The sequence below is a fragment of the Sunxiuqinia elliptica genome, from assembly GCF_900113005.1.
Taxonomy (GTDB): domain Bacteria; phylum Bacteroidota; class Bacteroidia; order Bacteroidales; family Prolixibacteraceae; genus Sunxiuqinia; species Sunxiuqinia elliptica.
Genome location: NZ_FONW01000001.1, coordinates 125,899 through 140,570, shown reverse-complemented (window position 1 = coordinate 140,570; position 14,672 = coordinate 125,899). Strand labels below are relative to the sequence as shown.

General features: G+C 38.6%; 10 protein-coding genes and 1 tRNA gene. 10 read left to right on the top strand and 1 reads right to left on the bottom strand.

Going from position 1 to position 14,672, the window contains the following annotated elements; genetic code table 11:
- Window positions 1-28: 28 nt before the first annotated feature.
- The 3 genes from BM156_RS00535 (at window position 29) to BM156_RS00525 (ending at window position 1,316) form a co-directional block, all read left to right on the top strand.
- Window positions 29-406 (top strand): TraR/DksA family transcriptional regulator, encoded by a 378-nt coding sequence (locus BM156_RS00535; RefSeq protein ID WP_093917866.1) that lies wholly within the window; start codon window positions 29-31, stop codon window positions 404-406.
- Between the two features lie 79 nt (window positions 407-485).
- Window positions 486-1,142, top strand: coding sequence for a lipoprotein signal peptidase (locus BM156_RS00530; protein WP_093917865.1), 657 nt, complete (start codon window positions 486-488; stop codon window positions 1,140-1,142).
- A 97-nt stretch (window positions 1,143-1,239) separates the two neighbouring features.
- Window positions 1,240-1,316, top strand: a tRNA-Ile gene (locus tag BM156_RS00525).
- Window positions 1,317-1,389: 73 nt separating this feature from the next.
- Here the strand turns inward: BM156_RS00525 and BM156_RS00520 are convergent.
- Window positions 1,390-1,578, bottom strand: a complete 189-nt coding sequence (locus BM156_RS00520) for a hypothetical protein (protein ID WP_093917864.1) — start codon at window positions 1,576-1,578, stop codon at window positions 1,390-1,392.
- A 683-nt stretch (window positions 1,579-2,261) separates the two neighbouring features.
- Between BM156_RS00520 and BM156_RS00515 the strand changes: the two genes are divergently transcribed.
- The 7 genes from BM156_RS00515 (at window position 2,262) to BM156_RS00485 (ending at window position 14,668) form a co-directional block, all read left to right on the top strand.
- Entirely contained in the window at window positions 2,262-2,852 is a 591-nt protein-coding gene (locus tag BM156_RS00515) for an RNA polymerase sigma factor (RefSeq protein ID WP_139218181.1), read from the top strand.
- A gap of 256 nt (window positions 2,853-3,108) precedes the next feature.
- A complete protein-coding gene (locus tag BM156_RS00510) occupies window positions 3,109-4,164 on the top strand; it encodes a FecR family protein (protein WP_093917862.1) in 1,056 nt (351 codons plus the stop codon).
- A gap of 164 nt (window positions 4,165-4,328) precedes the next feature.
- Entirely contained in the window at window positions 4,329-7,715 is a 3,387-nt protein-coding gene (locus BM156_RS00505) for a TonB-dependent receptor (protein WP_093917861.1), read from the top strand.
- A 28-nt stretch (window positions 7,716-7,743) separates the two neighbouring features.
- Window positions 7,744-9,354 carry a RagB/SusD family nutrient uptake outer membrane protein gene (locus tag BM156_RS00500; RefSeq protein WP_093917860.1) on the top strand — a complete coding sequence of 537 codons (1,611 nt, stop codon included), beginning with the start codon at window positions 7,744-7,746 and terminating at the stop codon, window positions 9,352-9,354.
- 167 nt (window positions 9,355-9,521) lie between these two features.
- The gene (locus BM156_RS00495) at window positions 9,522-10,109 is read left to right on the top strand and encodes an RNA polymerase sigma-70 factor (protein WP_093917859.1); all 588 of its coding nucleotides are present in this window, start codon (window positions 9,522-9,524) and stop codon (window positions 10,107-10,109) included.
- Between the two features lie 81 nt (window positions 10,110-10,190).
- Window positions 10,191-11,174: a FecR family protein gene (locus BM156_RS00490; protein WP_170846811.1), complete on the top strand. Its 984-nt coding sequence runs from the start codon at window positions 10,191-10,193 to the stop codon at window positions 11,172-11,174.
- A gap of 149 nt (window positions 11,175-11,323) precedes the next feature.
- Complete coding sequence (locus BM156_RS00485; RefSeq protein ID WP_212733379.1) at window positions 11,324-14,668, top strand: TonB-dependent receptor; 3,345 nt, start codon at window positions 11,324-11,326, stop codon at window positions 14,666-14,668.
- Window positions 14,669-14,672: the final 4 nt, after the last annotated feature.

Sequence of the window (14,672 nt, the reverse complement as noted above, 5' to 3'; positions counted from 1 at the left end):
GAAACAGGTTGCTCTAAAATTTTCGGTTATGGCAGACAAAACGAGATATACAGATGCAGAATTGGTGGAATTCAGGGAACTGATTCTTGGCAAACTTGAAAAGGCTAAGGCGGATTACGAAATCTATAAGAATTCGATTACGCAAAGCGATGGTAATGACACACAAGATACTTCGCCAACGTTTAAAGTCTTGGAGGAGGGTGCAGCAACTTTATCGAAAGAAGAAGCTGGAAAATTAGCCCAGCGGCAGTTGAAGTTCATTCAGCATCTTCAGGCAGCTTTAGTACGGATTGAGAATAAAACGTACGGCATTTGTCGCGAAACCGGAAAGCTAATTGCTAAAGAGCGTTTGCGGGCGGTCCCGCATGCTACTTTGAGCATTGAAGCAAAGAATAGTCAAAAATAAAAAGTTTGCAATACGATATAAAAGATGATTGGGAGTGAGAATACCTTCCAATCATTTTTTTATAAGAAAATCAAAGATCATGTCTAGATTAACGAAATCCGTACTTCTGGTTTTTCTTGTACTCCTGGTTGATCAGGTTGTTAAAATACTGATTAAAACCAATATGTATCTTGGACAAGAATTTTCAGTATTTGGAGATTGGTTTCTAATCCATTTTGTTGAAAACAATGGAATGGCTTTTGGAATTGAGTTTGCTGGAGAATACGGAAAGATGTTTCTAAGCTTATTCCGGATTGTCGCAGTCATCGGAATTGGATGGTACCTGCTAAAACTGATTAAAAATAAAGAGGTGCCCATGGGCTTTATCGCATGCGTTTCTTTGATTTTTGCCGGAGCTATTGGAAATATTATCGATAGCGCTTTTTATGGCCTTATTTTCAATGAAAGCTATGGTCAGGTGGCGCAGTTGTTTCCTGCAGAGGGAGGTTACTCCTCATTCCTGCATGGGAAGGTAGTCGATATGTTGTATTTTCCTCTTTTCTCCGGACGTTATCCTGCTTGGCTTCCATTCTGGGGTGGAGACGAATTCTTGTTTTTCCGTCCGGTATTCAACATTGCTGATTCCTCAATAACCATTGGTATTTTTAGTATCCTGTTGTTTTACCGAGGGCTATTCAGCAAGCTTGATCATGACGAAGAAACCAAGACTGAAACAAGCTCAGGACAAGAGGCGTAGATAATAGAGAAATATTAAATTTTGCTTGTGTATATTCAGCTAATGTTGTAAACTTGCAATCCGAAAAAAATCGTAAGATTGAATCTAAAATATTTTAGGGCCTATAGCTCAGTTGGTTAGAGCACCTGACTCATAATCAGGTGGTCCCTGGTTCAAGCCCAGGTGGGCCCACCAAAACAAAAGCGTTGTATCCAAAAAGATACAACGCTTTGTCATTTATCGGTAATCGATGTGTTTGCCTGATGATCTAAATAACCCTTTCGTATTCCCATTGGCGTCCTGTTTCCGGATCATGGTAAATAAAGAACTCATTTTGGTCAAGTACGTCAATCTTTTTTTGGATTCCTTTTTTGTTAAGGCTCTTTTTGAGTTTTATTAAGGTGTCATCTTTTAATACTAAAACTCCCATGCTGTAAATATTAAATCGCTTTTTCATAGGATGCTTATTTTGAGGTTAATATGCCATAATGTTGTAAGCTTGCAGCAATCCAAAATACGTGTTAAACACGATGATGCTGATCGCGCCAGATGGATCGGCGGTGATCCATTTCTAAGAAGATGACATTGATATTCTTTTTTCATGATTCTAAGTTTCCTTTGGTCTATTGGAGTTTCATGTTTAGAATTCTACGGATTATTGAAGCCAATGGTTAGGATGATTTTTGTTAGGTTAATTTTTGGGTGATATTCAATTTTGTAAAATGAGTTTTGAAGTGTTTGGTATTCCAGTGTTTAAGAATGGAGAAGGTAAATTAGTCGATTTTTAGTATTGACGTTTTTTTTTAGGAAAGACTTGATTTTGATTTTAAATTATTATGTCTATTGTCAGGAAGATAGGAATAGAAGAATGATGTTTTATTTTTTTTTATAAGAACGCGATTTTTTTCAGATTAGATTCTGATAAGTATCATATCTTTAGTTTCTTACCTGACTTGGGCGCATGTTTTTTTTGATAATGACATGAAGGGGAATGAAAATGAAATTCAATCGATTGCATTGAGTTTATCGTTAAGTCTTTTTTCAGAGGTTTTGAAGGAGAGAAATCGATCTAAAAGAATCTGGTTATCTGAAGAACAATTTTTGTATTTTTGACTTTTGGTAAAAATGATTTAGTTGGTTTTGAGTGCTTTAAAGGAGAATATTACACAAGAACTTTTACTGGATTTGAAGGCCGGTAATATGCTTGCCTTTGACAAAATCTATGAATTATACAGTCATAAACTGTTTTCATTTATTCGGAAAATATTGAAAAATGAACAGGAGGCTGAGGATATCATGCAAGAGGTTTTTGTCAAACTATGGGAATATCGTGGACGATTGGAAAACTATCAGTCATTAAATGCCTACATCTTCACCATTGCATATAATCACTCCATTGATCTGATCCGAAAGCGGATGAACAATGCTAAGTATTTGGACTACCTCAAAAATATGTCAGTGGTTATTAGTGCTCCGTCCTCCACAAATGAACTTGAATTTAATGAACTCAATAAACAGGTTGAAAACTTGATATCCAGATTGCCTGAGCGTCAACGTCAGGTTTATTTGCTTCATCGTGAAGAAGGACTAAGCTATCCGGAGATTGCTAAACAGTTGGGAATTTCTAAAAACACTGTGGAAAATCATATGGTGAAAGCACTTCGTTTTTTGCGAGAACACATCGATCATTCAACCTTAACAAGTTTGTTATTTATTTGCCTTTTTTCGTAAAAAAGACAGAAACAAATATACTTTTTTCTGTTTTTTAATTGCTTGTGCTACATCTGATTGTGTCGTGTTTGTTGCTGTGCATGATGATGAGAATTAGAGGGAATGAATTTTTTTTTCTGGAAGAAGTAGTGGTGTTTGAATACTTAATCGTATTGCGAAATACAGAGATCTAAAGAAGTATAAGGGCGAAGATGATCCCACTTGATTAGGATCTTAACAGGGAGAGAACGTGTTGGTGGTTTTAAGATAATCGCATATGACCAAAGAGTTATTTTTTAAGTATTTACAGGGGGCGTGTACAGAGGCTGAATTCGACGAGGTTCTGGCTTGGATTAAGGATGAAGGAAAGAGTGAGGCGGCTAAGAATTTGGTTCGGGAAATCTGGGACGAGCTGAATGAAACGGCTATTCCTGAAGAGAAAGCACGCTATAGTCGAGTCTTGGACAAGATTCATCATCAAATTAATTTAGAGCAAAAGTCGAGTCAGGTTATTGAACTACCTAAAAGAAAAAAACAACCATGGTTAGCTTTAGTCACCAAGGTTGCAGCCATGCTTTTGCTTCCTGTTTTATCGCTATTGATTTATACATCCATTCGTTACTCCGACCAATTTGCAGCAAACCAGCCCGATATGGAGGTGATTGCCCCAGCAGGTTCGCGAGTTAATTTGGAACTGGGCGACGGAACAAAGGTTTGGTTGAATCATGGTAGCGAATTGCGTTATCCGCATCGGTTTGAGTCGGATACGCGACGTGTTTTCTTGAAAGGGGAAGCTTACTTTGAGGTTGCCCATAATTCGAAAGTTCCTTTTGTTGTAGGAACAAAACGGTTAGATGTTAAGGCAACTGGAACAGTTTTCAATGTTAATGCTTACGAGGCAGACGATCGCGTGGAAGCAACACTTGTTGAAGGGAGAGTGATTGTTTATGATCGACGAAATTCACAAAAGATCAGAGCGATGTCTCCTAACGAATGCCTGAAGTTTAATGTGAATAGTAACTCCTATTCAGTTGAGTCGAAGGATATCGAAAAATATACCTCCTGGAAAGATGGTATTCTGATATTTCGGAATGATCCAATGCCTGTTGTGGCTCAAAAGCTTGGACGCTGGTTTAATGCTGATGTTGAGCTGAGTAATGAATTGGTAAAAGAACTAACGGTTACAGCCACTTTTACAGATGAGACACTGCCTCAGGTGCTCGAATTATTAACAGAACCACTTCCCATGAGTTTTCATGTAACTCCGGGGGTAAGAGCGGCTGACGGAAGCTTTTCAAAGCAAAAAGTACAATTCGGCTTCAAAAAGAAATAATAAAAAATCAATGAATTAATTAATGAAGAGATGGCCTATGGATAGCTGCTAATAAAAAAAGTTACTAACTGAAAAACAGGAAAATGCTGGCACATTTCCCTGCTTATAAGATTTAAAACAGTCAATAATAGATTGACCATTTCAAACCACATCAAAACAAAAGTATGAAAAAAAAAGTATGGGATCACCCTCTGGGACTGACTATTCCGGAGGTGGGAAAAACCTTTTTGAAAATGAAACTGACACTTTGTGTAATTATGCTTACATTTTTGGGAGCTTTAGGAAATAATTCCTTTTCCCAATCGACTAAACTATCATTAGAACTTAAAGATGCAACGGTGCGTGAGGTACTGGAAGCTGTTGAAAACAAAACTGATTTCTTTTTTCTCTATTCAGAAAAGATAATTGATGTTGATAGGAAAGTAAACTTGAGTATAAACGAAACTTCGGTCGATAAAATTCTGGATCGATTGTTTGAGAACTCGGCAGTTGACTATAAAGTAAAAGGACGGCAGATTATTCTGACCTCTGCTAGTGCTGATGCGATGAAAGCACTGGCTCAGCAAAAAATTACGATTAAAGGAACAGTAACGGATAACACCGGATCTCCACTACCTGGAGTTACTGTTGCTGTAAAGGGAACCACCAATGGTACAATTACCGATTTTGACGGAAACTACACCTTGGGAGATATTCCAGCCAACGGCACCTTGGTTTTCTCTTTTGTAGGAATGAAAACAGAAGAGATTGCAGTTGAAGGACAAAACAACATCAACCTTCGCATGGAAGAAGAGAGTATTGGTTTGGAAGAAGTAGTAGCTGTTGGATACGGTGTGCAAAAGAAAGTGAACTTAACCGGATCTGTAGCAACTGTAAAAGCTGAAGAATTGGCTAATCGTCCAACAAGTACAACCATCGAAGCACTTCAAGGTGCGGTGCCTGGAGCAGTCGTTACTCGTGGAAGTGGGTTGCCAGGACAGGAAGACTTCAAAATCCAGATTCGTGGAGCTACTTCAATCAACAACCAGCCAGTATTGGTTTTAATTGATGGGGTATCGGGAAGTTTGGACCGAGTACAGCCCGAAGACATTGAGTCAATTTCGGTATTGAAAGACGCTGCTGCTGCTGCTATTTACGGATCACGTTCTGCAGGAGGTGTTATTTTAATTACTACCAAAAAAGGGGCAAAAGGCAAAGTAACAGTTACCTATAATGGCCTTTATACAATAAACAAACCTGCTCGAATGCCAGAACCGCTTCCAATGGGAGAAATTGCAGTAATGCAAAACTTGTCCAGAGAGAATGCCGGCCTGGCTGCCAACTGGAAACCTGAGGATATTGAAAAAATCAATGATCCTAATATCTGGTACGAAACAGACCCAAACAAACCGAATGCGTGGAAGTGGTATGGTGATAACAACTTTGTAGATTTGATGATTAACGATAACGTGCCACAACAGAATCATAACGTCGCAATTTCCGGAGGACAGGAAAAACTGACTTACCGGATATCAACTACTTATTTCCAAAAGAAAGGCTTGTTGAAGTTTGGAAATGATGATAACCAGCGCTATTCAATGCGTATTAACCTGGGATCGGACATTAACAAATACGTTCGTCTGGAAACAGATGCTTCATTCTACCGCAACAGCTACGATCAACCTTCTTATGGAAATATGGAAGGAAACTACTCTAACTTGTATAAGATTTATACGATTCGTGGTTTGTATCCACTTTATACGCCACTTGGTGATATGACAGGCTTTGCAGCTCAGTTAACTGCCGGAACAACAGACGTAACAAAAGATCGTTACCAGTTGAATAGCCGTTTGTATGTTACAGACCTGGTAAAAGGATTGAAGTTTACAGTTCTGGGAGGTCTTCGTAGCGACTGGAATAGAACTTTCAGCTTTTTGAAAAAGGCTCCTATTATTGGTGCAGATGGTTCAACGATTATTGGATGGGATAATAAGAACGATAAGGTTTATAGAAGTAATACCGAAGTATTGAAGAAAGATTTCCAGTTTCTGGTTGATTACGACAAGTCTTTTGGAAAACACAGCTTTCATGGGTTAGCAGGTTATTCTTTTGAAGAGTATGACTACACCTATTGGAATGCTCAGGCTAATGGATTGGTTAATGACAATTTGTACAGTTTCGACTGGGCCGATATCAGCAGCTATAAAGCTAGTGACAATATGCAATCGAATGCATTTCAGGCTGTGTTTGGGCGCTTGACCTACAATTACGATAGTCGATATCTTTTTGAAGCGAATGTGCGGTATGATGGTAGTTCTAAATTGGCAAAAGAGAATCGATATCAAATTTTTCCATCGTTTTCTCTTGGATGGCGTATCTCACAAGAGTCTTGGTTTAATGTTCCGTTTATGAACGAAGCCAAGCTTCGCGCATCATGGGGACGCTTAGGAAATGGTGATGTGCTTGGTAACTACGATTACATTGCAATGTTAAATAGTAGCAAGGGACTTATTCTGGATGGCGCACAAAGCCAATATATTTACCAAGGACGTTTAGCTTCAGCTGAGAAGAGTTGGGAGACTATTGAAACATCCAATATTGGTATTGACTTAGGCTTTTTCGACAATAAGCTATACTTAACAGGAGATTATTTTGTGAAGTATAATAAGGACATGTTGGTTAATGTAACTTATCCTTCGGTAATCGGAGTGAGTGTTCCGGCATTCAACGCAGGAGAATTGAAAACCTGGGGATGGGAAATGTCAGCTACCTGGAAACAAAAGATCAACGATTTTTCTTATTCCGTTGCATTTAACTTAGGAGATAGTGAAAATGAGTTGGTTGATTACTATGGAAAGGATGTAATTAAAGAGGGAATGAATAAGTTGATTGAGGGCATGCCAATTAATTCAATCTACGGCTACAAAACGGACGGTTTCTTTCAAACTCCCGAAGAGGTTGAAGATCATGTTTTCCAAAGTAGTGTGACCGATGTTGGTGATGTCAAATATGTCAACATGAATGACGATGACAAAATCAATGCAGGGCGTCAATCCATTGAAGATCATGGAGACTTGGTTTATTTGGGTAATACTAGTCCTCGTTATAACTACGGTATTACAGCCAATGCTTCTTATAAAGGGTGGGATTTCACAGCTTTCTTTCAGGGAGTAGGAAAACGTAACTTCTATGTAAATAATATGGACCTGATGCCATTTGCTTACAGCTGGGTAAATCCATATACTATTCATCGCGATTACTGGACCCCGGATAACCGGGATGCTTATTTCCCTCGTTTGTACGAACGTGGATTCCATAACTATAAAGTTAGCGATCGCTGGGTTCAGAATGGTGCTTATATCCGTTTAAAGAATATTCAGTTGGGGTATACCATTCCCAAGAAAGTTACTATGCGGGCTGGAATTGAGAAGTTGCGTGTTTATTTTACAGGACAAGATCTTTGGGAGAAAACAAAAACCCTTGAAATTTATGATCCTGAGATGCCACAGGGAAGTAGTTACCGTTATCCATTTACTCGAGGATTTGCATTTGGGGTAAATCTAACATTCTAATCTTAGCTAAATCAAAAAGACAAACATTATGAAGAAATATCTTATTCTTTTACTCGTTGCCTTGATAAGTTTTTCATGTGACTTGGACCGTTATCCAGAGGGAGATTTGTCGGATGCGGTGTTCTGGAAAACAGAAGGCGATTTTACGCAGGCTTTAAATGCGCTGTATACCTCAATTCCTGGTTGGGGACGCTTCAATGATGATAACATGAGTGATATCCAGGTAGGAAACTCCGCGAATAGTATTAGCGAAGGTTCATACCAGCCTAGTTCAAACTTTGGTCCGTGGAATGGTTCATATATCGTGATTCGACGCGCCAACAATATTATAGAGAAATTGGGAGAGGTTGAGCTGAATGCTTCAAATACACTTGAATCGGAAGCGCGTTTCTTCCGGGCACTTGCCTATTTTCAATTGGTAAAAGCTTATGGTGATGTTCCTTTGGTATTAGAAGTATTGGATATTACTAGTGAAGGTTTATATGGAAGTCGTGCACCCAGAAAAGATGTAATTGATCAGGTAATCACTGATCTTGACTTTGCTGTAACTCACCTCCCTGCTAAATCAGGATTAAGCCAAAAAGGACGGGTAACTAAAGGGGCAGCTTTGGCTCTTAAAGCCCGTGTAGCTTTGTATGAAGGTACTCGTGCGAAATACCATAATTATGGGTATGAAACTGAACTTTTGCAGCTAGCTAAAGCTGCAGCAAAAGCAGTGATTGAAAGTGGTGAATACGCATTGTACACCGCTAAAGGAAATGGTTACGATAACTACAACAGCCTTTTCTTGTATGATGGTGAAGGTAGTGACGAAACCATTTTGGCTCATGAGTATGGAACAGGAGACGACAATCCGGTAGCTTATTTCAATAATCGAAATCTGGAACAAGGACAAGCTTGTGCTACGCGTAAATTGCTCGATTCATACTTGTGTACGGATGGTTTGCCAATTGAAAAGTCAGCTTTGTTCCAAGGTTGGACTGAATATGCTTCCGAATTTGAAAATCGTGATCCACGTTTGTTGTCTGTTATTCTTAAAAGAGGAGATGACCTGAAAGGTGCGGGTAACCCTTGGACTCCTTCAATTTATTCAACTTTGTCCGGTGTCTTGTTCAAGAAATATGCCTATGCAGCAGAATGGGAAACTCAAAAGTCTTATATCGATTGGATGTTTATTCGTTATGCAGAGGTGCTTTTGATTTATGCCGAAGCAGCTTATGAGTTGGATGGCGAAATTTCTGATACCGATCTGAATATCTCAATAAACAAGTTGAGAGACCGAGTGGAAATGCCACATCTGACTAATGCTTTTGTGCAGGCTAATGGATTGGATATGTTGGAAGAAATCAGACGCGAGCGTCGTTGTGAGTTGGTTATGGAAGGTTTCCGTTACGATGATATTATGCGTTGGAAGATTGCAGAAGATGTGATGCCTGAAACGGTTTATGGAGCACGTCTTTTTGCCGGCGAATATGAGGACGTAAATCCAGAGTCATTGAATCTGACAGCTGACAGTATTATTATTGCTCAGCCAGCCAGTAAGCGGACTTTCGATCCTGCAAAACATTACTTGTGGCCATTGCCAATTAGCCAGTTGGGTTTAAATGAAAATCTGACTCAAAACCCAGGATGGGATTGATCTTTTTTAGTTTCTAAATAATAGGCCAAAGCCATAATTCTTTGTAATTATGGCTTTGGTAGTTTTTATACGGTATTGTTTTGGTCTGAAAAATATTTTAGGTGTTTTGATGTTGTTTGTTGGGATGTGCAAAGGTTTTTTTAAATTCGCCTAACTCTCATGTTTAAATGGTGACATCTGGTGAAATAATAATGCGTTTGAGTCAGGGAGACAAGTCTGTCTTCAATATTGTTTTCGATCAATATTACGAGATGCTTTACCATCTAAGTTATCAATACTTGTGCAATGAAGCAGAAGTGAAGGAAATTGTTCAGGATTCTTTTACTAAACTTTGGGAAGTCAGGTCTGATTTAGCCCCCAATTCAAATATTCGTAATTTCTTATTCACGATTACCAAGAATAATTGTTTGAATGTGTTGAAACGTCGCCAGTTTCTAATCAAAGAACATGAAAAAATAAAGTGGATGGAGATGCACTATGCCTATGAGTCCCTAAGCCGGATGGGATCTGACTACATGGAATTTGAGGAGTTAAAGGAAAGGGTTGAAAGGGCGATTCAACGACTTCCAGAACACTGTCAAAAAGTATTTTTGATGAGCCGGTTTGAGGATAAGAAAAATAAAGAAATTGCTGATGAGCTAAATATATCGATTAAAACAGTGGAGGCTCATTTGACCAAAGCATTAAAATTACTTCGTTCAGACCTAAAAGATTTACTCCCTACGATTGCTGTTATCACGACCCTATTATCGTAATTTTTATTGAGCCCTAAAAAAAATTGAAATTTCCATTAGGGTATTTCTAAAGTCGTTTGTTTAGTGGTAAACTAAATGACAATGGAAAGTAATCTTATTGCCAAAATATTATCTGGAACTGCAACAGAAGACGAGAAGTCGGAATACTACAACACATTGCAGAAAAGCCAAGCCAAAGAAGAATTGCATTACGAAATGAAGAACCTTTGGGTGAAGGTCTCAAAAAAGAAATATGATATTGATAAGAAGAAGGAATTGGCTAGTCTCTGGAGGCATATCGATAAGAAGAAGAGTCAACGGACGAATATTTACCGAGTATTCAGGTATGCTGCTATTGTTATTTTGGCACTTGGGGTTGGTATACTAGGAACCTTGTATGTCCGACAGAATACAACAACTGCTAATATTATATCACAAACTTATAAGGCAGAGAAAGGAAGTGTCGCAAAAATTGAGGTGGATGAAGGAACAACAATCTGGCTTAATTCTGCGACTGAATTGCGTTACATAAGCAATCCAGAGACAGGTGAGCGTAAAGTGTATCTATCAGGAGAGGCACTTTTTGACGTGAAACATGTTGCGGAAAGCCCATTTGTTGTTTATGCCGGTAATATCGGAATCTATGACTTTGGAACGACCTTTAACGTAAAGGCTTACAAGGGAAATCAGGAAATTGAGACCACCTTAATTGAGGGGAATGTTGAGTTGAGAGATGAGGCAGGAAGATCATTACTGGCATTGAACCCGGGGCAAATTGCTATTTACGAACAATCAAGTACAAGGCTGAGGCTGGAAGAAGCCAATGTGTCAGCAATAGCGGCTTGGCGAGAAGGTAAATTTGTCTTCCACAATAAGAGTTTAGAAAGTATTTGTAAAGAACTAGAGAACTGGTACGATGTAGAATTCAGATTTGATAATGAGGAGATCAGAGAGGAGATTTACACGGGGAAAATTAAACGATCAACAACAGTTCATTATGTGCTCAAAATGCTAAAAATAACGACTAATCTAAATTTTAAAATCATTGAAAAACCAGGAGGGCCTGACCTCGTAATCATCTATTAAAAATGAAATTGCCTATGAGAAGAAAACAGATTAAGTAAGATTCTAAAAAAAAACCGGGAAGGCTGCAACCACCCCGGCTATTGGATTTTTTGGCCAGAAAGATTATGGTAGATCGCTGGCCCATTATTAATGTAATAACACTCAAATTTATGAAGAAAAAACAACATGATCTATATCTTTTTAGATATGGAATTATGAAAGGCTTATTGATTATGAAATTAGTTATTGGATTTCTGTTTCTGTCAGTAATGACGCTTTCTGCCAGAACATACTCTCAAAGTACCAAATTGAATCTGAATCTGAAAGATGCTTCGATCATTCAAGTTTTTGATGAGATTGAACGTTTGTCTGATTTTGGCTTCTTTTTTAAATCAGATCAAATTGATTTAAATAAGCGGTATTCAGTTGAATTGAAAAATGCGAACATTGATGAAGTAATGAAAGAAGTGTTAAAGGATGAGAGATATACGTATCATATCATTGATCGGAATATTGTTATCTCGAATAGCCAGTCGCTTCTTCCCCAAAAGAAAATTAGTGTTTCAGGAAAAGTTACCGATAATACAGGGGCTCCCTTGCCAGGAGTAACCATTGTTGAACAAGGAACCACGAATGGTACAATTACTGATTTTGATGGGAACTATACTATTGGAAATGTTCCAGCTAATGGAGTGCTTGTGTTTTCATTTGTCGGAATGCGAACTCAGGAGGTCTCTGTTGGAGGACAGGTAATCATTAACTTAAGTATGGAAGAAGAAAGTATTGGGTTGGAGGAAGTGGTTGCCATTGGATATGGAACTCAGAAGAAATCTGATTTAACGGGGTCTGTCTCTAATGTTTCAACCGAGGAACTCAGTACGCAAAGTAATACCAATATTGGACAAGCGTTGCAAGGAAAAATGGCAGGAGTCGAAATTGTCTCCTCAGGTGGGGCTCCGGGAGCGGGAAGCCGCATTATGATTCGGGGGATCGGAACACTGAATAATTCATCTCCGCTATACATCATTGATGGAATTTATATGGGAAGTATGGATTTCATCAATCCGAATGATATTGAGAGTATCAACGTTTTAAAAGATGCCTCGGCTTCTGCAATTTATGGCTCAAGAGCTGCAAATGGAGTGGTAATTATTACTACCAAATCGGGAGAAAACTCCAAAGGTGTTCCAACATTTAATTTCTCAGCAAACATGGGAATTGCAACTCCTGCCAAATACTTGGATTTGTTGGATGCCAATGGAGTTGCTGAAGTGGTAAATCTGGCTCGGACAAATTCAGGCTTGGCTCCGTTGGAAATGTTGACTGACCTGGAATCAAAAGAAAATAATGATTGGCAAGATATAATGATGGGGCCTGCTTTTAGGCATAACTACAACTTGTCATTGTCGGGAGGAACGGAAAATTTTAAATATTATTCAGGTTTAGGTTATTTAGGAGAAGATGGTATTATTAAAGGAACTGATTACGAACGAGTAAATGGACAGTTTAAAACATCATACCAGAAAGGCTGGTTCTCGGCAGGGAATAATATTCTTTTAAATTATGAAAATACCAAGCCCTCAATTGCCTCATATCCTCGAGGTGGCCTTTATGGATCAGTATTACAGGCATTACCAACAATGTCGCTTTATGATGAAAACAACCTGGGAGGTTATGGAAGTAATTATGGTGATGCCATGAATCTGGTGAACCCTTTGGCAACCACCGATCCCTATATTTATGATGCCTATCGTCATGCTTGGAATATTTATGCGAAGATATGGGCACAGGCAGAAATCGTTAAAGGGCTGAAATATAAGATCGATGTTACTCCAAGTGTTAATGTTAGAGACAACATGACCTACAGTGGAAAATATGATATGGGGCAAGCCTCTTCGATAAAAAACTCAGTTTCTCGCAACCAACCGATGACACAGAGTCTTTTGGTAGAGAATACGCTAAATTTTGATAAAACTTTTGGCGATCACAAAATAACAGCTTTGGTTGGTTACACCTATCAGAACACTAAATACCGATACTTGTTTGGCTCCGGGTCAACTTTACCTACAGGTTTGCTTGAGCTTGATGCTGCAACACTTGACCGGATGGTTACAGGAAACTCAGTAGAAAGTGCCTTAGCTTCTGTTTTGTCCAGGGTATTTTATTCCTATAAAAATAAACTATTGCTTACAGCAACTCTTAGACGCGATGCTTCATCAAAATTTGCTAAAGATAAACGAGTTGGAAATTTCCCTTCTTTCTCCGTTGGTTACAACATTGCCGAAGAGCAATTTTTATCCGATGTTGAATGGCTTGATGCTCTGAAAATCAGGGGCGGATATGGTGAGCTTGGAAACCAGGAGATTGGTGATTATAAATACACGTCAACTGTGAAAACAGGTATTAATTATGCAGATGGAGATGGTGGTGTACATCAAGGAGCTTTTCCAAGAGAGTTTGTCAATCCTATCGTTGAGTGGGAAAAAACCAGCATGATGAATGTTGGCTTTGACCTGACTGCTTTTCGAGGGAAACTGACTACAACAGTCGATTTATACAATAAACTCACTGACGATATTCTACTGACAGTTCCAATTCCGTATTCATCAGGAGGAACCAATGATCCGATTCAAAACATCGGGCAGATCTCCAACAAAGGTTTAGAGTTTGCAATCTCATGGCGAGATGATATAACTAATGATCTAAATTATTCGGTGAGTTTTAACGGGAACTTTATTAAGAATAATGTTGAAAAGCTAGTGTCCGAAGATCAAGTGATTAATTCGGGGCAATCTTTTCGAGGTAGCTATACAACCAAAACATTGGAAAATTATCCAATTGGTGGATTTTGGTTGCTGGCAACAGATGGTTTGTTCCCGGATCAGGTCGCTATTGATGCACACAGTAAGGAGGGTAGCTTAATTCAACCTCAGGCAGTCCCGGGCGATGTTAAGTTTATTGATGCCAATGATGATGGTGTTATTAGTGATGATGATCGAATCTATATGGGAAGTCCCTTTCCTAAATTCTCATTCGGATTGAATAATCATGTTGCGTATAAAGATTTTGATCTCCGGGTGGATGTTCAGGGGGTATTTGGAAATAAAATACTGAATGATACACGAAATGTCCTGACAACTGTGGTTAACGGAACCAACTATTTGTCATCAACCTTAGATTATTGGACAGAAAATAACAAAGATGCCTCTCAGCCTTACCTACGATATGATGATCCCAATGGAAACTACCGGACCAACTCTGATCGTTATCTTGAAAAGGGGGACTATGTACGTGTCAGAAGTATTCAACTAGGATATAATCTTCCAACTAGAGGATTTTTAAACAAATTCTCGAGATTCAGAACTTATATTAGCCTCGAAAACCCCTTTACTTTTACTAAATACAAGGGAGTTTCTCCTGACTATAATTCGTTTAACTCATACTCCAGAGGAAACGATTATTTTGCCTATCCGGCCTCTAAAATCTATATGATTGGGATTAATGTAACTTATTAAAAAA

Coding starts and splice junctions, on each gene's coding strand:
- BM156_RS00535 (WP_093917866.1), top strand. CDS start 29: ATGGCAGACAAAACGAGATATACAGATGCAGAATTGGTGGAATTCAGG.
- BM156_RS00530 (WP_093917865.1), top strand. CDS start 486: ATGTCTAGATTAACGAAATCCGTACTTCTGGTTTTTCTTGTACTCCTG.
- BM156_RS00520 (WP_093917864.1), bottom strand. CDS start 1,578: ATGAAAAAGCGATTTAATATTTACAGCATGGGAGTTTTAGTATTAAAA.
- BM156_RS00510 (WP_093917862.1), top strand. CDS start 3,109: ATGACCAAAGAGTTATTTTTTAAGTATTTACAGGGGGCGTGTACAGAG.
- BM156_RS00505 (WP_093917861.1), top strand. CDS start 4,329: ATGAAAAAAAAAGTATGGGATCACCCTCTGGGACTGACTATTCCGGAG.
- BM156_RS00500 (WP_093917860.1), top strand. CDS start 7,744: ATGAAGAAATATCTTATTCTTTTACTCGTTGCCTTGATAAGTTTTTCA.
- BM156_RS00495 (WP_093917859.1), top strand. CDS start 9,522: ATGGTGACATCTGGTGAAATAATAATGCGTTTGAGTCAGGGAGACAAG.
- BM156_RS00490 (WP_170846811.1), top strand. CDS start 10,191: ATGGAAAGTAATCTTATTGCCAAAATATTATCTGGAACTGCAACAGAA.
- BM156_RS00485 (WP_212733379.1), top strand. CDS start 11,324: ATGAAGAAAAAACAACATGATCTATATCTTTTTAGATATGGAATTATG.